We start from the raw sequence: 24711 nt of genomic DNA on the forward strand, positions 1-24711 counted from the left end.
GCGAGCAACTCGATAAGCTTTCGTTGTTGATTCATCGCTCGACGGTGGTTGTGTTGGACAATGCCCGGATTCACACAGCGGGCTACATCCAAATGATGCGGCCGATTTGGGAAGCCAGAGGGCTATATTTGTTTTTCCTGCCTGTCTACTGTCCCCATCTCAACCTTGCCGAAACCTTATGGCGACATCTGAAAGGGGGGTGGTTGAGGCCCGAGGATTATTTGACTAATGATGATTTAGCCTATGCCCTGAATCGCTGTTTGACGAATGTGGGTGGAAAGTTAAGCATCAACTTCAGTGCTTTTAATGCAAACCAATAAGCGAGGATTACTTAGTTTTTTATAAATAAATGTTAATAAATTAATGAATTGAGCTAGTATTATGTTACTCATATTGCCGAGGTGGCGACGGCTAGACCGGGGTCGGCGTTCCGACTGCGGGCCACTTGACAGTCATAAAAAAAAGCCGTCTCCCGAAGTACTCTATTCTTGGAACGTTTTAGTTGACTGCTATTGCAAACGACGAGTTATTTCTTTTTGTGTAATACTACCCACATCATCGAGATTTTCGTCCAATAAAAGGGTATTTAGAATTACTTATGGCCTATGTAATATTTTATAAATGAATAACTTACACTGATACTACCTTTAATTAAAATCGTCCACGAAAACCTCGGTTAGCTTTCGGGAGAAGGCATTAGTTCATACTGCGAACGTAGCTGTCTGTGGCAAAAATGAACGACTCTTGCCATATTGCAGTTGTAGTGATGAAAAAAGGCACTGCTTCCTATGGCATTCGCACCATTTCCGCCACCGACGGCTGTTTATACCCCCTACACCGTCATTGATAAATCCCGGCAAGGCATGCTTCGTGCAGAAGCGGATCAGGTAGCCCAGTTAGCCGGATTAACCGACGTTGAACTGGCCCCTATTCTGAACATGTCGATACGCAACTTACACCGGCTCAAAGCCAATGATAAACTGGCCCGAGATGCTTCCGAGCGGCTGCTGTTACTAACCAACTTGTTGCAACATGGGCTGGATGTCTTTGATGAGGATGCCCAGACACTAGCCGAATGGCTTCGTTCACCCATTCGTGAACTCAATACCCAATCCCCCCTGTCTCTACTCGACACCACAACCGGGTTTGGACTCGTGGATGATGTGCTGGGGCGCATCGAACACGGTATTGTCGGCTAGTTATCCTGCTACCTTGATGTTAACCGTTTACCGAACCGTCAAAGCCAAATACATCCATGAACCCTTGGCTACTGAAAGAGCCCGGTTATTTGGTGGCCGGTGGAACCCCAAGGGATACCCCCTACTCTATACTACCTCCTCTCCCGCTCTGGCCTTAGTCGAATCGTTAGTGCACCAACCCCGGGTTAAGTACGAAAAGTTGCCTAAGCTCTTTCTGTTTACCCTAGAGGTGCCCGATGACTCGTTAACCACTTGGTCGCCGGAGGCCTTGCCTGCTTACTGGAATGAAGAAAGCTACGAACGGACCCAGTGGATATTACGGGATTGGTTGAATGAGCCCACTACACTAATGGTGGCTGTTCCCTCGGTGGTGGTGCCGATGTCTTACAATTATTTGCTTCATCCTGCTCATTCAGCTTTTAGCCAAATCCGGTTTCTCCACCAAGAGCCTTTTCCCATCGAACGTCGGCTCTAGCAGCAGGACAATCCCTAATTCATCCAATTAGCAAACCTGTACGTGGTCAAATGAAGGGGAACTTTGTAATGTAACATATATTGATTGGTTTGTATAAATTAGGTCATTTGTGATTGTTCACAAAAGGGGCAGTTATCTTTATTAATTGAACGTCTCATAATCAGCTATCAAACCCGTTCAATTAAACGTCCGATCCCCCTCTGGCTTGTGATGCATATTTTCAATGATTGTCAACCCTAATCCGTAGCATACGGTAGCGTCCTGCCTACTCCTGTTGTCTTGGGTATTCAATGGTACCCGCACAATCATTCGGTTTTAGACAAGATACATCGGATAAATCGTAGAAAAAATTCGGTGTGCGAAACGGATTTCTCCCGGTAGCGATTAAAATGATTTCATCTCCAATACGTTTTTATTAGCAACACTTACGATGGGCGATTATAATTATGACTTGGCAACCGCACATCTCCTTTCATTTGGTCGTATTTGACTCAATCCTTTTAAACAAGATTTATTTCATCATGCCGAAAATCGGTAATGAGTCCTTTCACTGAAAACTAAACTATTCAGTGAATTTGTGACTTAAAGGAAAAGAAAGCTAGTTGAATTATGTAGAGGGTAAATGAAATAATTCGTACGAAACAGTAGTAGAGATTCAAGCTGTAACTAAAGTATGTTTTAACTAATCGTTTTTATATGCCACAACGTAACCGAAGACTAATGAGGGGTTACTAAGAACAAAGTAGCCTTTGTTCTTAGTGATTTAACTATAAAGCGACTTTTTCTCCTTTATATGGGTACTCATACAAAGGCTTGATAAGTCAATACCACTTTTAAATTTTATGGTTAAACCAGCTTTTACTACTGATTATCCATCTGATAAACAACTCTGGCAACAGTTTAGAGAAGGCGATCGTGTAGCCTTTGAGCAGATTATTGCTCATCATTATAACAGCTTGTTTCGTTTTGGTACCCGATTTACCAAAGACATTGGCTTGATCGAAGACTGCCTTCATGATATGTTTGTGTATCTCTGGGAAAAGCGGTCATCACTCAGTCCTACCGATTCAATCCGAAAATACCTGTTCAAATCCTTTCGGCATAAAATGCTGCTGGAGTTGCAGCGTGTCTACCGTCGGGGGTGGGTGGATGAGGAAGAAGCTGCCGAGCTAGCCCCGGAACAAAATTTCCAGGATGTGCTGTTTGTTTTGGAGAAAGAGCAGTTGACCGCTCACAAAATCAGGGAAGCTATCAATCACCTGCCTATCCGCCAGCAGGAGGCTTTATACCTACGTTATTTCGAGGGATTGGACGTTGATCATATTGCCCAGATCATGCAAATTAACCGACAATCGGTCTCCAATCACCTTCATAAAGCCCTTACCCACCTGCGCGAACATTGGGAAGACTTTACTATTCCCCTGTTGTTCTTGTGCTTTTCATGGGGGATTCATTAATTCCTGCAAAAAGATTTAAAAAAAGCTAAAAACGGAGGGTATATTTTTTCATCTGGCTAATTGTCTCAATAAAGGGCCGATAATTAGCGCTATTTGATGAAAACATTTAACCATTCTGAGCTAAAGGATTTCCTTGAAGACGAGTCATTTCAGCTATGGCTACTAGGAAAGTCCACTCCCGAGCAAGCACAAGAGTGGGAACAGTTTCCGCTATTATACCCCGATAAAGCAACTACCTTCAAAAAAGCCCAGGAAACGTTACTGGCCATTCAGAGTGATACGTTCGACCTGCCTTCGGCAAAGGTTCGGCAAAATATCCAGCAAATAATGCAGGCCACCGAACCGGCACCTGTCAGACAACTGCTGCCCTGGTATCAGTCCATTGGCTGGAAATGGGCCGCAGCTGCAGTGCTTTTGCTGGGCATAACGTGGTTTAGTTGGCAACGGAATCAGCGGAACGTCGATCCGTCTACGCGAATTTATCAGCAGCTGGTAGCTAAGGCCGAAATCCCTCTGGAAGAGATTATCAATACGTCTTCCCGAAATCATCTGGTCATGCTCTCTGATGGCAGTTCGGTGATGCTTCAGCCTGACAGCCGCATCAGTTACCCGAAGCAATTCAATCAGCACGAAAAGCGGGAAGTATACCTGACCGGTGAAGCCTTTTTTGAAGTCGCAAAAAACCCGGAGAAGCCTTTTTTTGTCTATGCCAATAACCTGATTACCAAAGTACTTGGCACGAGTTTTACGGTTAAGGCAACTGAAAAAGATCAGGTAAATGTCATCGTAAAGACTGGTAAGGTCTCTGTTTTTACACGCTTTGATAAAGAGCGCGTTGAGAAACAGGAGTCCAGACACCTCATTGGTTTAGTGCTGACGCCTAATCAACGAGTGCAATTCGATCCAGCGGAAAACCGGCTGTTGAGATCTATAGTCGAGTCGCCTACTTTACTCGATATGCCCATTCAACAGGCGACGTTCGAATTTAGCGGCACCCCCATTTCCACAGTTTTTGCTTCGCTGGAGAGAGCCTATGGCGTTGAGATTGTTTTCGATGCTGAGGTTATGAAAAACTGCTTTTTGACAGCCTCGCTGGATGATGAACCGCTGTTCGAAAAACTGAATATGATCTGCCAGACGCTGGATGCGCAGTACGAACAGATGGACGGGAAACTCTTAATTAGTAGTAAGGGGTGCCAATAAAATTACTTAATTCAATTTCTTAGCCTATGACTGAAAAAACACTCAACGTAAACCCCAAAAAAAAGAGCCAGTAATGCGCCAACATCACTGACTCCAGAATTACTCCCCCAATTGCTCTCTTCGAAAAAAGCACCACCGTGTTGGGGTAAGGGAATTTTATTGCCGATTTAAACCGACAACCAATCCAAAAGTATGACAATTTTGATACAAATGCAGCCCAGGCTGCTCAAAATTATGCGAGTCAGTTTACACCTGTTTTTCGTAGTCACCGCGTTTGCTACGATAGCAAGGGCGAGCGATACGTATGGTCAGGAACTACTCAATAAACGAGTGAGTCTTCAACTGTCTAATCTGACCCTTGAGCAGGCTATTAGCCGTATCGGTAAAGAGGCTGATGTGAAATTCATGTATAACCCACGAATTTTTACGCAGCAGCGGATCACCACTCTTACGTTTACAAACGAAAAGCTTTCGGCTGTGCTCGATGTGGTGTTAGGACCTGCGTCTATCGATTATGAAGTGGGTGGGAAAACAATAATCCTGAAACGGGCCGTCGATGCATCGACAACGAATTCAAATCCGACATCCAGCCCAAACGTCGAAAAACCCGTTCCTCCTATTACCGTCACGGGCCGGGTTCTCGATGAAAAAGGTGCTGGTTTACCAGGCGCTACTGTATTGCTGAAAGGTACCAGCAACTTGGGTACGGCAACGGACGCTAATGGGCGGTTCTCGTTGAACGTACCAGACGGTAATGGAACGCTGGTCATTTCGTCGATCAGCTACACAACGCAGGAAGTTGCTATCAACAACCGGACCACATTGCCTGACGTTCAACTGGCAACAGACGTTAAGTCGTTAAGTGAAGTGGTTGTAGTAGGGTATGGTACCCAACGAAAAAAAGACCTGACGGGCGCGGTTGCCGTTGTTAACGTAGCAGAACTGCAGCAGCAGCCAACGTCGCAGATAACTAACCAGTTGCAGGGTCGGGCATCGGGTGTTACGGTGCTTGGCTCGGGCCAGCCGGGCGAGGCTCCTCAGGTACGTATCCGGGGCTTGAATACCTTCGGAAATAACCAGCCGCTCTATGTTGTCGATGGCGTGCCAACGCAGAACATCAACGACATTAACCCAAATGACGTAGCGTCGATGCAGGTACTGAAAGATGCCGGTTCGGCTTCGATCTACGGCTCACGAGCGGCTAACGGTGTCATTATCATTACAACCCGGCGCGGGAATGGAAAAGTAAAAGTACAGTACGATACCTACTACGGTACGCAGATTCCCAAAGGTGGGAACGTCTGGAATTTGCTCAATCCGCAGGAAACAGCCCAACTGAAATTCAATGCGTTACGGAATGCCAATCCAACCGGGGTTATCAATGATCCACTTTATGGGAGCGGAACGACGCCCGTATTGCCTGACTACATTTCTCCGCAGGGAGCACACGAGGGCGATCCTTCGGTTGATCCTTCCAAGTACAATGTGAACCCAAATTACACGAGCGCAGCCGAGTATAATGCGTTTAACCGGATTACGCGGGCTAACAAAGGGGGCACCGACTGGTTCCACGAGATTTTCAAAACGGCGCCAATCATGAGCCATAACCTGGCAGTTAGCGGTGGTGGCCCACAAGGGAATTACCTGTTCTCGTTCAACTATTTTAATCAGCAGGGTACGTTGATCAATACGTATCTGAAACGCTACACGATCCGGTCTAACAGCCAGTACAACATTCGTGAGAATATTCGGATTGGCGAAAACCTTGCGTTTTCCGTGTCCGACAACCCACGGGTCAATGCCTTGCAGGAAGGTAGCGCTATTGGCTATGCGTTTCGGGAGCAGACCATTATTCCCGTTTATGATATCATGGGGAATTATGCGGGTGGCTACGGTCAGGGACTGGGAAATTCCAACAATCCGGTTGCGGTTCAGCAACGGACTGCGAATAATCGGGGTTTGAATAACCGCCTGTTTGGGAACATGTACGCCGAGGTCGACTTTCTGAAAGACTTTACGGCCCGTTCTAGTTTTGGGGGTGAACTGTTCATGGGAAATTTCCACTCGTTCACCTATCCAACCTACGAGAACCAGGAGAATACGACGACTAACTCGTACACGGAGAATACGTTTAACGGCTCGAACTGGACCTGGACCAACACGGTGCAGTACCAGCACAACTTCAACAACACGCACGATTTGAAAGTGCTGGTGGGCACGGAAGCCTACCAGAATCAGGGCCGTAACGTTGGGGGCACAACGCAGAATTATTTCTCGTTCGACCCGAACTATACGAACCTCTCAACCGGTGCCGGAACGCCAACAAACTATAGCAATCGCTACGCCGATGCGTTATTCTCGTTGATTGGCCGGGTCGATTATAGCTTAAAAGACAAATACCTATTCGGCGCTACCATTCGTCGCGATGGCTCGTCGCGCTTCCTAAACTACCAATATGGTTGGTTCCCGGCGGTGAGTGCTGGCTGGCGGATTTCGCAGGAAAGCTTCATGAGCAGCCTAACCTGGCTTAATGACCTAAAAATTCGGGGTGGTTATGGGGTTATGGGCAACCAATTGAACGTTGATCCGGCGAATGCGTATACAACCTACGGTGGCGATCGGACCTCGTCTTATTACGCCATTGACGGTTCAAATTCGGCGAATACGCTAGGTTTCCAACGGACACGTATCGGCAACCCCGACGCGCGTTGGGAAAAGAACATCAATTCGAACATCGGGTTCGATGCCAGTCTATGGAAAGGCAAACTTGATCTGACGGTCGACTATTACAATAAGGAAGTTCGTGATCTGTTGTATACCCTCGAATTAGCGGGTACGGCGGGTTTGGGAACAGCACCGGCTGTGAACGTAGCAAAAATGCGTAACCACGGTCTTGATATTGCAGCATCCAGCAACTTTGCCATTTCCAGTGATCTGAAACTGACCGCAACGGCAACGTTCACTACGTATAACAACAAGATTGTGTCGCTGGCCGATGGCGTTGATTATTTCGATCAGGAAGGTCGTCGGTTCAATGGCAGTTACATTGTTCGCAACTCAGTGGGTCATTCCATCGGGCAATTCTTCGGCTATAAAACCGCTGGATTCTGGAACTCGCAGGAAGAAATCAATACGGCTAATGCACAGGCTCAGGCATCAACCGGTAATTCGGCTGCCGTTTACCAAAGCGACGTAGCGGTGGGTCGTTTCCGCTATGCCGACACGAATGGCGATGGACAAATTACGGATGCTGACCGCACATATTTGGGTAACCCGAATCCAAAATTCAGCTATGGCTTGAACCTGGGCGCTACGTATAAGAAGTTTGACTTCAGCATTTTCTTCTACGGAACGCAGGGCAACGACATCTGGAACAACGTAAGATGGTGGACCGATTTCAACGCGAACTTCCAGGGAGCCAAGAGCCAGACCGCTCTGTATGATTCCTGGACCCCGGAGAATCACAATGCCAAAGCACCGATTCAGGAAACAGTTGGCTCATTCAGTTCGGCTAACGTACCTAACTCATATTTCGTAGAAAACGGTTCGTATCTGCGGGCTAAGAATGCGCAGCTTGGTTACACACTACCAGTTACTACGTTGAAAAAGCTGGGTATCGAACGCCTGCGGGTATACGTGCAAGCCGCTAACCTGTTCACGATCACCAAATACTCGGGTCTGGACCCTGAAATTGGCACGACAGCAAACACCAACAACAGCTCGGGTGGTAGCTTGAACCAGTCCTTCTCGAACACAACCTCATTTGGTATCGACGAAGGGGTTTATCCGAACCAGCGCCAATTTCTATTCGGTTTGAATGTGACGTTCTAACGCTTATTAACTCAACAAACGATGAAAAAAACACAATATATAGCGATCCTGGCCCTCACGGCGGTTGGATTGACGTTTGAAGCCTGTAAAGAAAGTCTGGAAATTCCCGCACAGGGTGCCTTGAGTGATCAGACGTTAGCCACGCAAAGTGGCGTAGATGCCTTGCTAACGGGTGCGTATGCCGCGCTGGATGGTCAGTATAATAATGGCTCAGCGTTAAACCTTAGTGGCTCGGATGCCTGGCAGGCCTCGCCTAGTAACTGGACCTATGGCAGTATTGCCGGTGGCGAAGCGCATAAAGGGAGTGATGGAAGTGACCAGCCCGCCATTGATGCCATTGCTAAATTTACGTCTGATCCCAGCAATGGTTTTTTCAACGGAAAATGGCGGACCGTCTATGAGGGTGTGAACCGAACGAATTCCACTTTGCGGGTACTAGCCCAGGCGACGAGTATTACGGATGCCAACCGGACTAGTTTTACGGCTCAGGCTCGTTTTTTGCGTGGACATTATTATTTCGAACTGAAGAAGTTGTTTAATAAAGTGCCCTGGATTGATGAGACTGTTGCAACGGCTGCTGCCAGCGCTCAACCCAATACAGACGATATCTGGCCCAAAATTGAAGCCGATTTCAAATATGCAATGGACAATCTGCCCGCAACTCAATCCGATTTGGGTCGGGTGAATAAATGGGCGGCCGCTACGTATCTGGCCAAGGCGTATCTGTATGAGCACAAATACACGGAGGCTAAAGCGCTTTTCGATCAGATTGTTAGCTCAGGCGTTACCAGCAATGGATTGAAATATGCACTTGTGACAAAATTTCATGACAATTTTGATGCCGCAACAGAAAACAACTCAGAGTCGGTATTCGTGATTCAGATGGTAGCGAATGACGGAACAGGCACTATTGCCAGCGCCAATCAGGGCGACATGCTAAACTTCCCGTATGGTAACAGTCCATTCCGTTGCTGCGGTTTCTTCCAGCCCTCGCAGGATCTCGCGAATTCGTACCGGACCGACGCGACGGGCTTACCGTACGTGGATGCCTATAATACGCACCCGGTGAAAAATGATCAGGGAGTGGCTTCTACGCAGGCGTTTACGCCCGATGCCGATAATTTGGACCCTCGTATCGACTGGACCATTGGTCGTCGCGGAATCCCCTATCTGGATTGGGGCAATCACCCCGGTGCCGACTGGATTCGGAGCCCAGGCCAGACGTATGCAGGCCCTTATTCACCAAAGAAGAACATTTATATGCAGGCGACGCAGAACCAGTACGCCGATAATCATTCTTGGGCACCTGGAACGGCTATTAACCTGAATGTGATTCGTTACGCAGATGTATTGCTGATGGCCGCCGAAACAGAAGCACAATTGGGCAACTTGACTCAGGCGCAGACGTATGTCAATCTGGTACGGGCAAGAGCGGCTAATCCGGTCAACTACGTATATAAGTATGCGAATGATGCGACGCCCCTTACGGGTTACTCAACGACGCCCGCAGCCAATTATAAAATTGCGGTTTATCCGGCGGGTCAGTTTGCCAGTCTGGGGAAAGACGGTGCGTTGAAAGCCATTTACTTCGAACGTAAACTGGAGTTAGCTACAGAAGGGCACCGGTTCTTCGATCTGGTACGTTGGGGAACGGCTGAAACAACCCTGAATAACTTCTTCACTTACGAAAGTACGGTAACAACAGATATTCGGGGTGGCCATTTCACGGCTGGGAAAAATGATTATTTCCCGATTCCACAACGGCAAATCGACCTGAGCACATCGAGTGGCAAGTCATCACTGACGCAAAATCCGGGGTATAATTAATCCGTTTTATAAACCAACAAAAAGAGGCAGTCTTTGTGCTGCCTCTTTTTGTTGAATACCCGCGCAACTTTTACTAAAATGCAACGACTATCTTTTCTCTTTAAAAAGCCCTGGTTTCTTCTGGTACTAGGGCTGTGTATAGCAGTAGCCAGTTGCCAGTCCAGCACTGATTCATCGACAACAGAGAAAGATCCGACGACTGCTGAAGGAGAGAAATTAGCGAAGCAATATTGCAGTACGTGCCATTCGCTCGTTGCGCCCGACGCGCTCGACAAAGAAACCTGGCGCAAGCATGCCTTACCGGCAATGGCCCCCAAATTAGGGGTGGAAGTATGGCAACAGACGCATTATTATCACCCACCCAGTGCCACCATCTCGCAGGAAAACTGGGCAAAACTGGTGGATTATTATGAAAAACTCGCACCTGAAAAACCGATAAAAGCGACACCACCGACTCCGTTAGTCAACGACTGGTCTATTTTCAAACTGGTAAAACCGGCTGAAATCAAAACCGAAATCGCTACCACGACGATGGTCACTATTGATTCTACAACAGGTCAGATTTATACCAGTAAGGAAACCGATCCAGCGCTGTATAAATGGAGTGCTACGTTAAAACCAACACAGGTTCGGACCCTGCCGTCGCCCGCTGTTCAGGCTGATTTTGTTGACGATGGTACGGGTTCTCACCGTGCGATGCTAACCTGTATTGGCACGATGCTGGCCGTTGATAAGCCTTTGGGCGAACTATTAGAAATTGGCTTAGATAAATCGACTACGTCGGCGCCCGTTACGTTGTCCAACCAGCTTCCCCGACCCATTCAATCGACTGCGGGTGACTTTAACAAAGACGGCTTGTCGGACTGGATCGTTTGCGGATTCGGCCATAATGCGGGTGGATTGTACTTACTCAAACAACGAGCCGATCATCAATTTGATAAGGTTGTCATCAAGGAGGTACCCGGTGCCACGCAGGTGATTACGGGGGATTTCAACCACGACGGCTGGCTGGATTTTATGGCGCTGTTCGCTCATGCCGACGAAGGGATCTGGCTATTTACCAATGATCAGCAGGGAGGTTTCACGGACCGAAATCTGCTACGCTTCCCGCCGGTTTACGGTTCAACCAGTTTTCAGTTAGTGGACTTTAACAAAGACGGTCGTTTGGATATTTTGTACACCTGTGGCGATAACAGCGATTATTCACGGGTCCTGAAGCCCTTTCACGGGGTTTATATTTTTATAAATCACGGAAGTAACCAGTATAAACAGACCTATTTTTATCCGATAAATGGGTGCACCAAAGCTGTTGCCGGTGACTTTGATCGAGATGGCGATCTGGATATTGCCACCATTGCCTTTTTCGGTGACCTGAAAAATAACCCTGCCGAAACATTCATTTATTTTGAGCAGAAAAAGACACTAACGTTTATTCCCCATGCCCTTCCGGTGTATACATACGGGCGCTGGATCTGCATGGACGTAAAGGATTGGGACCACGATGGCGATCTGGATATTGCGCTGGGAAATTATTCGCGGGGATTCCTGAATGAAGTAGGTTTTACTCCAACATGGAACGGGTTTATACCGTTGATTGTGTTAGAAAATAGTACTTCTTTCTTAAAATAGAAGTAACAACTTCGGCCGCCTAGTTATGCCATGTAAATCTGTATCTTATCTATACATTCGCACCTTTCTAAATCATTCAAATAAACGTCCGAATAAATTCAGGAGAAGACACCCCCGTAAAGAACAAACAATAAAACACATACGGATGCATATTCCATCGGTTAGTGGCTTGATGTTTCAACCAACCCATCCGTTTTTGTGAAGTGCTTTGGGTAGGGGTTCGTTGACGAGATGAAAAATACCCTACACATGTACTATCTGACCGCCCATAAGAAATGGCCGATAGTGTAAAAAGGTCTGACAGAAACCATGCTTATTACCCCTATGGGTTAATGGCACCTGTAAATAGTGTGCCCCAAAAAGGCAGAACTGTTCTAACGAAAAAAAACAGATCAGTTACTCTATGTTCCGAAAGCTACTGGGTGATATGCCTTTTTCTTCCGAAAAAACCCGGCTGAAATACCGGGGATTATCGAAACCCACCGCATAAGCGACTTCGGCAACGCTCAACGTTGATTTCTTCAACAGTTCTTCTGCTTTTTGCAGGCGAAGAGCCCGCAGGTAAGGAATGACCGACAGGCCGGTCAGCGCCATGGTCTTGCGATACAACGTGTTCCGGCTCAAGCCCATCAACTGGCAGATCATCTCAGTATCCAGCGCCACGTTATCCAGATGACGTTCCAGCGTACGGTGCAGTTTTGCCACAAACTGATCTTCCAGCGTATCGGCCCCAGCAACCAGATCCGGACTAGGCGGCACATGGCCCAGTGCCCGCTGGCTGTAATAGCGCTGTAGCAATCGCCTGGTCTTTAGTAGACTACTTAGAATGAGGAGCAACTCTTCCCGCTGGAAAGGCTTAACCAGGTACGCGTCGCTCCCCCGCCGTAAGCCCGTAAGCCGGTCATTCACCGCGGCCCGGGCCGTGAGCAGGACAACCGGAATGTGGCTGGTACGTTCGTCATTCTTCAGGGTGTCGCAGAGGTCAAATCCGTCTTTGAGCGGCATCATGACGTCGCTTAAAATCAGGTCAGGTATTTTCTCGAAGGCCAGATCAATACCCGCCTGCCCGTTTTCAGCCCGGAGGATGTGGTAATCAGCCTGGATACAGGAAACGATATAATGGGCTACGTCTTCATGGTCTTCCACCAACAGCAGGACCGGCTTTTCTCCCCCGGCATCAGCCATCCAGTCGACCTTTTCCAGCGTATCCGGATAGTGGCTGACCGGCTCGGTCATGAGCGGCAATGCCAGTGGCCCCTGTTGGGTCTGGCGCAACCGGATAACAAACTCGGCTCCCTCGCCCGGCTGGCTCCGCACGGCAAGCCCACCGTTCATTAGCCCCACCAATTCCCGTACCAGCGAGAGGCCAATGCCCGTTCCGCCCGTCTGAGCGAGCCGCTGCTTAGGATCCGTCGATGCGGCCCGCTGCTGGTAGAATCGATCGAAAATATGCGGTAGGTCATGAGCGTCGATGCCGGCCCCCGTATTGCGTACACCAATTGAAACCCAGGGATCATCGCGATGCTGGGTTGGAGCGACGGCCTCGTAGTAGTCATTGTCTAAGGGGTGCCATTTCTCATGGGTAGTTAGTTGACAGAAAACCTGTCCACCTGCGGGGGTAAATTTGAGGGCGTTGGTCAGCAGATTGGACAGAATAGCCCCCAGTTTATCCGTATCAAAATCAGTTTCGACTTGCTTGTGGTTGGCCTGGAAGTGCAGGTGAATGCCTTTGACGGCGGCCATGGGCTGAAACGACTCGGCTACGTACCGCGTGAAATCGACCAAATCGGCCCGGATGGGTTGCAGGTACATTTCCCCGGCTTCCAGTTTAGAGAGATCCAGAATCTGGTTAATCAGCCGCAGCAGGTTGCGGCCGTTGCGCTCGATCAGCATGGCCGACTGGCGTAACTGGGGGGCTGTTTGCTGGTGGAGGCCGTCGGCCATGCCCAGGATCACCGTTAGTGGCGTGCGGAATTCATGGGAGATGTTGGCAAAAAAACGGGATTTGGTCTCGTCAAGCTGCAACAGATCCTGCGCCTGCCGGGTAATGACCTGGGTGGCCTCGTGGATCTGGGTTTGCAGCCGTGCTTGGGCCTGCCGGTAGCGCCATTCCCGCCACCGAACCCAGGCCCACCCCCCACCCAGCAACAAAACTATCAACAGAAAGGCGAACCAGCCCCGCAGATAGAACGGTCGCAGGACGTGTACCCCAATGGCGAGCGGGGCCGCCGACAGCCGACCGTCAGCGGCCTGCCCCCGAATCAGCAGTTCGTGGTCGCCGTAGGGCAGGTTGCCCAGCCGCAGCGAGGACTCCCTCTGGTAGCGCCAGGTGTTATCCACCCCCTTGAATTGGTAGGCATACGTATTCTTCTGGGCATCGGTGTAGTTGAGCAGCGCGACCTCGAGGATACTGCTCCGGTCGTCGGGTAGCAGGGTGATTTGTCCAGTCCTGAGTAGTTCCCCGGTCTTGTCAACCAGCGTATTGCGATCGGCATCGAACTGGCGAAAGGAAACCACCCGCAGGGGCAGAGCAGGCAGCGGGGCTTCGGCTTCAAAATTACGTGGATCAAAGGCCGTTACGCCGTTCAGCCCCCCGAAATAAAGCCGCCCCTGGGCATCCTGGCAGTGGGCGATGCGGTTGAACTCGTTGTGGGTAATGCCCTCCTGCACCGTGTAGGCCCGGGTGGTGAGCCGGACCGGATCGAACTGCATGATACCGTTGTCACTGCTGAGCCAGAGGTGTCCCCGTCGGTCGGCATACACGGCGTAAATGTTATCGTTGTTCAAGCCGTCGGCCCGTTTAAAGGAACGGTAGCGGCTCTGGGTACGATCCCAACGCACCAGCCCGTCATTGGCCGTGGCCAGCCAGAAAAGCCCGTTGGGAGCCTGGTAAAAATGCTGGTAGCTATCGGCAGGTAGCCTGTAGGCACCCCGGCCCCCACGCCAGTAGCGGGCCGTGACGCCCTGTCGGGGGTCAACAGTGTAGAGCCCCGTGGTGGCGCAGAGCCAGATCGTACCCTGCCGGTCGGTGCCAATGTGCAGGACGTGAGCCTGGGCTAATTCGGGGAACTGGTTATAGCCCCGGAAGGGAGTTACCTGATTGGTGGCCGGGTCGACCAGCCACAAACCGGGATCGCCACCCGCGAGCAGTTGGTGGGGTTTTGTTGAAAACGAATGAATACTCCAGATCAACCCCGGGCTGGGTAGGGGCATCACGGTGGTTTTCGTAGTCTGGTACTCATACCCCACCAGCGTATTCCCCTGTCCCAGGTACAGCTTTCCGCCCAGCGGATCACTCAAACTGTTGAAAACATCTAGTTTCGCCAGCAGCCTGTGGGCCGACCCACCCGAATACGTACTACTGAATAAACCCATATTCTCCAGATTCGTGTAGAGCGTCTCCCCCAGCGCGGTGATGCCCCGAACGGCGGGTCGTTTCCCGTCACCAGGTTGATAAAATAAGCGCTTAAAATAGTTCTGACTGATCCGGATCTGGTAGAGCCCAAAGCTGGTGCCCAGCCACATACCCCCATTTCGATCCCGAAAAAAACTTCGGTCGTCAATCAGGCCGCCAGGCAGCTGGCCGGTGATATCGACAACGACTCGGCCGGTGGCCTCATGCAACTGACAGCCATTCCAGGTTAGACCGCTCTGGTCAAAGTTATAGGCGAGTGGAAATTGAATTTTCTCCGATTCGATTAAGGCAGGGGACTGCGCCTGACGCTGCCCCGCCCCGTCAATTTTATACAGCTTGTCGATAGGCCCTAATGGTCCACTTGACGTTGTGTATCGATAAAAGAGTTCGGCCCCGGCATGAGGTTGGCCTAAACAGGCATAGATTGCTTTTGGGTGATCATACGTGTGCAATACGCGCCCCTCCATCGTTACTTCGACCAGCCTGGTTTCGTCGGCAAAGACCCAAATGGTATTGCGAGTCGTAATAGCCGCCATCGTCAGGGTCTTATACTGAGGTAATGACACGGTCCGCAACCCCGTTTTGGGATGGTAAACATGGAGTTTTGCGGGCTGATAATCGACAAAAACGATAGATCCGTCCTGGCTGCCCAGTAGAAACTGCTTTACCGAGGGGGGATGCGTGGGCCGGGATTGGTGGAAGCGTTTCTGAAAGGAGGTGACCACGCCCGTTAGGGGATCAAACAGGGTGATGGCTGACTTGCCCACGGGTCCCATGAGCCACAGCAGCCCATCGGCATCCTGAGCGATGGAATGGATATCATCAAAGTCGAGCCCGTTTTTTTCCTGGGTATAGGTGGTGAAGGTAGCCCCGTCGAAGCGACTAAGACCCCGTTTGGTACCAAACCACATAAAGTCCCGGCGGTCCTGGAAAATGGCGTTCACTTCGCGGTGGGCCAGCCCCTGCTCAGGTCCATACTGCTGAACGGATGCCGCAAATTGCTGTGCCCTGACCAACGAGCAGCAACCGAGGAAGAGGGCTAAAACCAGGTTGATTGCTTTAATCAAATTATGCTAGTTTAAGGCCTGCTTGAGGGGTTGGTTTATCAAATGTACGTAGTATCGTATTCTAATACGTATAGACTATGTCCATTGGATTGCTGCCGGTAGGCCCCGTTGACGGTATCCCAAGCAGCCGCCACCGGCCGTTTCGCTATGAAACTCGCCATCGGTCCCTGCTTTTGCTTTTTCGAAGAAACAGGCCGAATGGGTCGCTTTTTTTGCCTTTTGGGCCATACTGCACAAAATGTGTACCTATTTGGGCGAAATCTGCACATGGGTCTGGCAGCCTTGGATTAATCTTGCACAGGCATTCGGGGCCGAAAAGGTCTCATTTTTTTATCCTTGATTTGGGGTGGTGATCCGGCGTTGAATGCCTGCGAATCTTCCTCTTTTTTCATTCTTATCCGTTATGACTAGTTTGCTTGTTTCCACCTCCGTTAGTAAGCCGCCAACCCTCCTTTCCCCTGGATGGCGAACACCGGTTTAGGATAGTCCCTGACCCGGTGGTTGTCCGTTCCGCTTGCCTCCCTTACCTGACGGGTGAGCCTGCTGACCAATCAGCGGTCCACGTATTGCCAGGACACCGTCGGGACGCCCCACGTTGTTGTTCTGAAGAGAGCGCAGGAACTGGTCAACCCGCCAGCCCCTGCTTCTGAATGAATCAAATTTCTTTTCTGCGTAAATCATCTATTGAACGAATCATCGCTATGACATTTACTTTACCTTTCTTTACCCGCTTACTGGGGCGAGTCATCCCGCTGCTAGTACTGCTGGTAGGCGCTAGTCTACTGACCCAGGCCCAGACCATTCGTTACGTTAAACCCGCTGCCACGGGCACGGGCAACGGCAGTAGCTGGGCCAACGCCAGCGGCAATTTACAGGCGATGATCAATGCCAGCGTGGCAACGGATCAGGTCTGGGTGGCGGGCGGGACGTACAAACCCACCACCGGTACCGACCGGAACGCCAGTTTTGCCATGAAAATCGGGGTGCTTATCTACGGCGGCTTTGCGGGCAGCGAAACCAGCCTGAGCCAGCGGCCGATCATCAACACGACCACGCCCAGCAGTAGTATACTCAGTGGCGACCTAGGCACCGCGGGCAACATAGCCGACAACAGTTACCACGTTATCAGCAACCCGATGGACCTGATCAACACGGCGGTGCTCGACGGCTTTATCATCACCGGGGGTAACGCCAATGGCGGTAGCTCGACGGGGAGCGGGGGCGGGATGTACAACCCGGGTAATGATAGCGGACTGGGGGCAAGCCCCACAGTGCGTAACTGCTCGTTTCAGGGCAATTCTGCCGGCATTGGCGGGGCCATGACTAACTATGGTTCGGCCACCAGCAATCCGGTGCTGGTCAATTGTCTGTTTCGGGGCAATTCGGCTATCCAGGGTGGGGCCATCTATAATTACAAGAATAGTGGGGCCGTTGGTAATCCGGTGCTGACCAACTGCTCGTTTCAGAACAATTCGGCGTCCACATCGGGCGGGGCCATCTTCAACCTCGGTAATTTTAGCAATTGTGCTCCGGTGCTGACCAACTGCTCGTTTCAGAACAATTCGGCTCCCCAGGGCGGGGCCTTCTACAATGATGGTAATCAGTTCTACAGTCGTCCGCAACTGAATAACTGCGTTCTGTTCGGCAATGGGGGGAGTAATTCAATTCGTAATTCTCAGGACTCTTACGTGGAGGCCATATACTCGTTATTCGAGGCCGATGCAGCCTTTACTAATGGTTTCCTTGGTTCTAATGTGAGTGGTGTAACGGTCAACCCCTTTGCCAGTACCAGTTCGGTGGCCCTCAACGCCTGTGCGCCGGCTATCAACAGCGGCAACAACGATGTATACAATCAATACAATGGTACCCCTACCGATTTGGCGGGCAACCCCCGGTTTTTTCCCAGCGGTGGACAAATCGACATGGGCGCGGTTGAGTTTCAGGCAGCTCCCCAGAGTATCACGATTACCCCACCCGGCGCGAACTTTGCAACGATAGGTACCACATTCAATCAGACTTTTTCCGCGTCGGGCGGCAGTGGCCCCTATATCCTGGCCAGTGGCAGCTTACCCCCGGGTATAACGCTGGCCACGTCGGGTGTACTGAGTGGAACGCCCACCCAGTTTGGCTCCTATACCTTTGCCGTGAAAGTTGTGGACCCGGTCACCGGCTGTTCGGGACTAAGTGCGCCATACACCCTGTCGGTGCGGTCCAGCAAGCCCATCCGCTACGTTAAAGCGGGCGGTACGGGCAACGGCGATAGCTGGGCCAATGCCAGCGGTGACCTGCAAAGCCAGATCAACGTTGCCGGTGCCGAGCAGGTCTGGGTGGCGGCCGGTACGTATAAGCCCGGCCCGGCGGGCAACACCGACCGCATCATCAGTTTTGCTATGCGGGGCGGAGTGGCCATCTACGGGGGGTTTGTGGGCAATGAAGCGGCCCTGAGTAACCGACCGACCATCAACCCCGTCCGGGGTAACCCCAGCACGACAATCCTCTCCGGCGATATTGGGGTGGTGGGTAACAACGCAGACAACAGCTACCACGTCATCCTGAATCGCGATGGACTGACCTCAACCGCTATTCTGGATGGATTTGTCATTACGGGCGGCAATGCCAATAGGGACGGTTATTCTTATGAGGGGGGAGGAGGCATGGCAAACATATGCCGACCACCAGCAGGCGCGATTAGTCCCACGGTGCGTAACTGCTCCTTTCAGGGCAATACGGCCACGCATGGCGGGGCTATCTTCAACGATGCATCGGGGGGGCAACAGGAGTGCAATCCTACCCTGATTAACTGCGTTTTTCAGGATAATTCAGCGGGAAGTGGCGGGGCGGTTAGCAACAATGCAAGTAACGGCACTTTCTGCAGTCCTCAGTTCGACAATTGTTACTTCATCAACAACACGGCTGATAATGGAGGAGCCATGGAAAACTTCAGTGGTTCTCGTAGCCAGTCCAACGTCAGGCTAACCAATTGCCTGTTTCAGAGCAATTCGGCCACATCGACGGGCGGGGCCATCTACAACGCTGCAAGTGGGGGTAGTTCTTCTCCGGTACTGATCAACTGCTCCTTTCAGAGAAACTCCATTAAAGCGGGTGCGGGTAGCAGGCTTGGCGGGGCTATTTATTTCAGTACGTCAGGAGATATCACCACTGCCATGTTAACCAACTGTTCCTTTCAGGGGAATACAGCCTCGCAGGGCGGAGCAATTTATGTGGAAAGCTACCAGGCGAATAGTACGAGCAATATAAACCTGATTAGTTGTGTTGTGTTTGGCAATGGGGGAGATGGAACCTTTCTCGGCGGGAGGGTAGCGCAAGACCGTTACGGCCTTATCTATTTGAGCAACACCCTAATTGAGGCCTCCGCAACGAGATACCAGGATCGGGGAGGCAACATTTTAACCAATACCTCCCCGTTTGCCAGCCCCAACAGCCCTGAATTAGCGGCCAACTCCCCCGCCGTCAACGCGGGTAGCAGCGATGTGCAGGGGACGGACGTAGCCGGCAACCCCCGCATCGTTGGCTGCCGCATCGACATGGGTGCCTATGAGTTGCAGTATGACCCTGCCGTGGCCATCACCGCTCAACCGGCTGCCAGTTCGGTGGTATGCGGGCGGGCAACCGTGTCGGTACCGGTCGGTGTGAGCGGTCAGTACCTGACCTACCAATGGTATAAAGACAGCTTTGCCAACCCCGTTACGGGCCAGACATCGGCCACCCTTACCCTGACCAACATACAACCGGCCAATGCCGGCAGTTATTCGCTGGTGGTGACGGGGAGCTGCAATTCACTCACCTCGACGGCCTTCAACCTGACGGTGAATCAACCAACCGTCAGCATCAGTCCCGGCTCGGCCACGATCTGCCAGGGCAAGTCGGTTCTGCTGACCGCCAGCGGAGCCAGCACTTACACCTGGAGCAACAACACGACCGACAATACGTTGAACGCCACGACGGCTGGTACATATTCGGTGACGGGCGTGGATGGCAATGGCTGCACCAACACCGCCACGGCTACCGTAACGGAAAACAAACCAACCGTCAGCATCAGTCCCGGCTCGGCCACCATCTGCCAGGGTAAGTCGGTCTTACTGACCGCCAGCGGAGCCAGCACGTATACCTGGAGCAACAACACGACCGACAATACGTTGAGCGCCACGACAGCTGGTACATATTCGGTGACGGGCGTGGATGGCAATGGCTGCACCAACACCGCCACGGCTACCGTAACGGAAAACAAACCGACCGTCAGCATCAGTCCCGGCTCGGCCACCATCTGCCAGGCTCCGTCGGTTTTACTGACTGCCAGCGGAGCCAGCACGTATACCTGGAGCGACAACACCACGGGCAACACGCTGACGGCCAACACGCCCGGTACGTACTCGGTGACGGGGGTGGCGGCCAATGGCTGCTCCAACTCCGCCACGGCTACCGTAACGGACACCAGACCGAGCGTCAGCATCACGGCCAGCCCATCGGCTACTGTTGTCCAGGGGGCTTCCGTCACCCTCACGGCATCGGGCACGGGGCTCACTTCGTTCATCTGGGCGACGGGCAGCACCGGTAACTCAACCGTGATCAACCCCGCCACCAGCGCCCCCTACTCGGTAACGGTCAGGAACGGGGCCGGCTGCGTAACCGTGGCCAGCCTGGACATTACCGTTACGCCCATCGGTTGCAGCCCGGTCATTTATGTGACCCAAACCGGGAGCGGGCAGCGCGACGGCAGCAGCTGGGCCAATGCGCTGGGCAGCAGCCAACTCCAGTTCGGCATCAATGCGGCCGCTGACTGCGGGGGTAACGGGCAGGTATGGGTGGCTACCGGGACGTACAAACCGACTACCGGGAATGACCGCAATGCCAGCTTTGCCCTGAGGAACGGGATAACTATTTACGGCGGTTTTGTGGGCAATGAAACGACCCTGACGGATCGCCCGGCCCTCAACCCCGTTGCGGCCCGACCCTCCAGCACGACGCTCAGTGGGGACATCGGCACGGTGGGCAACACCAGTGACAATAGTTTCCGGGTGATCAGCAACCCAACGAGTCTGAGCCTGACCGCGACGGCGGGGTTGGACGGGTTTGTGATTACGGGCGGGGCAGGCGGCACTCTGGGGGGCGGCCTATTCAACGACGGCAGTAGTCCCACCCTCCGCAACTGTAGCTTTGTGAATAATTCCGTTTCGGCTTCGGGAAGCACGATTAGCCGGGGTGGGGCCATCTACAACGGGAACAGCAGCAGTCCCCAACTTTACAATTGTTATTTTCTTACTAATTCGGCGTCGAGTTTAGCCGGCGTAAACGGTTTTGGTGGGGCAATGGCCAATTTAAACAGCAGTAACCCTCGACTCACCAACTGTAATTTTGTCAATAATCAGGTTTCGGGAAGTGCTCAAAATCAGGGCGGGGCAATAGCCAACAACTTGAACAGCAGTCCGCAACTGATTAACTGTAGTTTCCTCAACAATTCGGCGTCGGGCAGTAACGTTAACCGGGGTGGGGCCGTGGCCAATGGCAACGGCAGCAATCCACAACTCATCAACTGCAGTTTCCTTAACAATTTGGTTTCGGGAGCCACCAGTAGCACCAGTAACCAGGGTGGGGCGGTTTACAACGGTCTCTCTACTCCTCAACTCACCAACTGCGTGTTGTTTGGCAATGGAGGAGCCAATACGTTTTATAATGCAAATGGTGGTAGTGTAGTGGCTTACAGTTTGTTAGAGACTACGGTGACAAGCTTTACGGCCGGGGCCGGTAACCTGACCACCGATATCTCGCCTTTTGTAAGTGCTGCCGATGCCCGGTTAGCGGCTGGATCCCCGGCTATCAATGCGGGCAATAGCCTCAGCTACACCGCAGCCGGTGGGCCTGCCACCGATCTGGTAGGCAATGTGCGGATTCAGAGCGGGACGATTGATATGGGCGCCTACGAGTTTAGCCTGCCGCCTGATCTGACCCCCCTGCTGTTTGTAACGCCCTCGCTGGCTTACAGCACTACGACGGGCAGTGTGGTGGTGGACGTGTTTGAGATCAATTCGGCTCCCACCAGTGGGCCCATCACCGTGTACATCGCCAAGTCATCGCTGCTGAGTCTAAGCTTTGATCCGGGGGCGACCAGCTTGGGGGGCCGGGCGGTGCAGAACAGGCTGTGGAGCTTTGACGGCACCTCCAACAGCGATGCCTACATTCTGACCACGACCCAGGCCATGGGGGCGGGTGATAAACGCTCCATTGGGCTTAGTAGCACCTTGACACCGGGTCAAACCAAGGGCCGGGTGAGCGTGACGGCGACGCTGGTGGGGGGCAGTGGTGGGGAGATGACCCTGACCAACAACACCGATGCCGATCAGGTCGAGTACTTCAATAAGTAAAAAAGTACCGTGAAGCGCAGCCATTACTCCGTTGGGTAATGGCTGTTTTGTTTTCGACCCGCAGGCTCACTTGACTAAACCCGGTTAGGGAAAAGAGCGGCTAAAGGCAGTAGGGACCCCTTTCGCTAAGTTAGCCTCTTTACCTAGTAGCTGATAACTGGTTTTAAAAGGGGAACTCTATGCTCACCCTAGATATACTGAAAGTCTGGATACCTCTGATGCGGCCTATTGGGAAGCTCAAGTCCGGCATAACCCGTTACGGAGTATCCCCTTTGCCCCCGCAGTTGCAAATGCAGGCCTTACCTTCTGATGCGTCTACCCAAAATTCGTGTGAATAACAATCAGGCCCCTTTGGCTGCAGCTACACGTATGGAGGTTCGTCGCCGAACGTTTCGTTACGACCGGTCTTACCGGCTTTACCAGTACGCGCAGCTTTGGCCATTTCGAAAAGCTTACCCATCTTGCTGCCCGGTCGATCCCCATGCTCCCCGCCTGGGTCGTCAGGTGTAACAGGCTAATTGCCGGATCATCCTTTCCCTTAGGAAACCAGGTCTTCAGTAAATCGGTCCCTAGTTGGTCTGACTTACTACTTTTTACTGGACAGCAGATGAAGTGACTTGTCCTGGAATCGCTCGATTGCGCAGGTAGCATTGACAGGTATAAACCGTTCAATAGCAACTCTACCCCTACCCTACTCAAAATCGTTCAATTAATAGCCAATACTTCAGGTTTTCTGAACAGCATAACTTCCTGTAAAGAAGCAAACTAAGTACGATTTGAAGCTAAATAAAAACCGTTCACAAAAACCTCCGGTTCTTACTCAAAAATCAATTGAAAAATTTTAATGCCTGCTAACTACAATTCGCGGATTATGCTCACTCCCGAATTAAAGGTTTGCGTTCTACCTAAGTTTGCTTCATTGGGGTATGTTGCTTATGGTGGCCGAATCATTAGGTTGTGTTTTAACCGTAGCCGAATGAGTCAACGACAATTTTCAGACTATGGTTAGAATCGGATTCGTAAGGACTTTCTTATGAACTAACCAGGTGCCTAAATTTTCCCTGGAAGCTTACCCTGCACGAAACGCCATCCCTAGTCTAACTGCTTTCTCTAATGATCTGCTCGAAACCCATGAAGGCTAGCCAGGAAAGAACCCTCCTTGGTCCAACCTGTAGCCTTATGCCGATACCCAGGATAAGGCTTTTGGTAGCGGCTTTTATGTTGCTCACCAACCAAGCCATTAGCCAGTCAAAATCTGCTCCTAAACAACCCCGTCTGGGCGTGCGATCCGTGAAACTTTTGGAACAGGGTGGACTACAGTTTAAAGATTTGAACCGGAATGGCCAGCTCGACAAATACGAAGACTGGCGGTTGTCCGCTCAGGAGCGCAGTCGCGACTTGTTGGCAAAAATGTCAATCCAGCAAAAGGTCGGTTTCATGCTCATCAGTACCACCCGCATGAAAAACGACCAGTCGTTTGGAACGGCTCAAGCCAAAGAGCCCATTACCAGCGATTTCAATGAAGAGGATTTGGTGGCCAGCCAGAACATGTTTACCCGTAAACCCCTGCCGACGCCGATCATGAACGCAGCGGGTACGACCAAAGCCGTTACTCAATATCACCTTCGTCACTTCATTTTACGAGCGAATGTAACTGCTCGTACCACAGCCGAATGGGCCAATAAACTCCAGGCACTCTGCGAAAGCGACGGTTTGGGTATTCCGGCCATTATTGCATCCAATCCGCGTAACCACATTACCGGGGCAGCTGCCATCGGCACCAGCGTTGGTAAAACGGTTTTCTCGGCCTGGCCCGGCGAATTAGGCCTCTCAGCCATGCGGGATTTGACACTTGTGCGGGAGTTTGCTGACATTGCCCGCCAGGAATGGTCGGCAGTCGGCCTCCGAAAAGGGTATATGTACATGGCCGATTTAGCCACCGAACCTCGCTGGCAGCGCATTGAAGGGACCTTTGGGGAAGATGCTCAGTGGGCAGGTCAGATGATGACCGAAATTGTGTACGGCTTTCAAGGAAAAACACTCGGCCCTAGCTCGGTGGCGGTGACCACCAAGCACTTTCCCGGGGGAGGGTCTGGACAGGGAGGACAAGATCCTCACTTCGACTGGGGAAAGAAAGAAGTCTTTCCAGGGGGCAGGTTTGCCAACAACCTGATTCCCTTCAAAGCCGCGATTAAAGCTGGTACCTCAGCCATTATGCCCTATTATTC

14 protein-coding genes are annotated in these 24711 nt (G+C 51.5%); 11 read left to right on the top strand and 3 right to left on the bottom strand.

Annotated elements, in window-relative coordinates; all coding sequences use genetic code 11:
* The 8 genes from BM202_RS34555 to BM202_RS34590 all read left to right on the top strand — a co-directional run.
* The coding region (locus BM202_RS34555) for a transposase (RefSeq protein WP_177236658.1) at positions 1–320 on the top strand (320 nt) is incomplete at its 5' end.
* A gap of 468 nt (positions 321–788) precedes the next feature.
* Positions 789–1199, top strand: coding sequence for a type II RES/Xre toxin-antitoxin system antitoxin (parS, locus tag BM202_RS34560; protein ID WP_093834865.1), 411 nt, complete (start codon positions 789–791; stop codon positions 1197–1199).
* Between the two features lie 16 nt (positions 1200–1215).
* The gene (locus BM202_RS34565; protein ID WP_093834867.1) at positions 1216–1674 is read left to right on the top strand and encodes an RES family NAD+ phosphorylase; all 459 of its coding nucleotides are present in this window, start codon (positions 1216–1218) and stop codon (positions 1672–1674) included.
* An 842-nt stretch (positions 1675–2516) separates the two neighbouring features.
* Positions 2517–3131, top strand: a complete 615-nt coding sequence (locus tag BM202_RS34570; protein WP_093834869.1) for an RNA polymerase sigma factor — start codon at positions 2517–2519, stop codon at positions 3129–3131.
* Positions 3132–3227: 96 nt separating this feature from the next.
* Positions 3228–4334, top strand: a complete 1107-nt coding sequence (locus BM202_RS34575; RefSeq protein ID WP_093834871.1) for a FecR family protein — start codon at positions 3228–3230, stop codon at positions 4332–4334.
* A gap of 192 nt (positions 4335–4526) precedes the next feature.
* Complete coding sequence (locus BM202_RS34580; RefSeq protein ID WP_245776923.1) at positions 4527–8165, top strand: SusC/RagA family TonB-linked outer membrane protein; 3639 nt, start codon at positions 4527–4529, stop codon at positions 8163–8165.
* Between the two features lie 21 nt (positions 8166–8186).
* Positions 8187–9992, top strand: a complete 1806-nt coding sequence (locus tag BM202_RS34585) for a RagB/SusD family nutrient uptake outer membrane protein (protein ID WP_093834875.1) — start codon at positions 8187–8189, stop codon at positions 9990–9992.
* 78 nt (positions 9993–10070) lie between these two features.
* Complete coding sequence (locus BM202_RS34590; RefSeq protein WP_093834877.1) at positions 10071–11621, top strand: FG-GAP-like repeat-containing protein; 1551 nt, start codon at positions 10071–10073, stop codon at positions 11619–11621.
* Between the two features lie 396 nt (positions 11622–12017).
* On the opposite strand, the gene BM202_RS34595 is transcribed toward BM202_RS34590, so the two are convergent.
* The 3 genes from BM202_RS34595 to BM202_RS36970 form a co-directional block, all read right to left on the bottom strand.
* Positions 12018–16103 (bottom strand): hybrid sensor histidine kinase/response regulator transcription factor, encoded by a 4086-nt coding sequence (locus BM202_RS34595; protein WP_093834879.1) that lies wholly within the window; start codon positions 16101–16103, stop codon positions 12018–12020.
* Between the two features lie 38 nt (positions 16104–16141).
* Positions 16142–16264, bottom strand: coding sequence for a hypothetical protein (locus BM202_RS38885; protein WP_262507749.1), 123 nt, complete (start codon positions 16262–16264; stop codon positions 16142–16144).
* A gap of 316 nt (positions 16265–16580) precedes the next feature.
* Positions 16581–16784: a hypothetical protein gene (locus BM202_RS36970; RefSeq protein WP_143100861.1), complete on the bottom strand. Its 204-nt coding sequence runs from the start codon at positions 16782–16784 to the stop codon at positions 16581–16583.
* A gap of 20 nt (positions 16785–16804) precedes the next feature.
* Between BM202_RS36970 and BM202_RS34600 the strand changes: the two genes are divergently transcribed.
* The 3 genes from BM202_RS34600 to BM202_RS34605 form a co-directional block, all read left to right on the top strand.
* Complete coding sequence (locus BM202_RS34600) at positions 16805–22483, top strand: beta strand repeat-containing protein (protein WP_143100862.1); 5679 nt, start codon at positions 16805–16807, stop codon at positions 22481–22483.
* A gap of 330 nt (positions 22484–22813) precedes the next feature.
* On the top strand, positions 22814–22993 hold the full coding sequence (locus BM202_RS36975) for a hypothetical protein (protein WP_177236810.1): 180 nt from the start codon (positions 22814–22816) through the stop codon (positions 22991–22993).
* A 708-nt stretch (positions 22994–23701) separates the two neighbouring features.
* On the top strand, positions 23702–24711 hold a 1010-nt coding region (locus BM202_RS34605; RefSeq protein WP_317039745.1), incomplete at its 3' end, for a glycoside hydrolase family 3 N-terminal domain-containing protein.

Source organism: Spirosoma endophyticum (assembly GCF_900112365.1).
In the GTDB taxonomy this organism is placed as follows: Bacteria; Bacteroidota; Bacteroidia; order Cytophagales; family Spirosomataceae; genus Spirosoma; species Spirosoma endophyticum.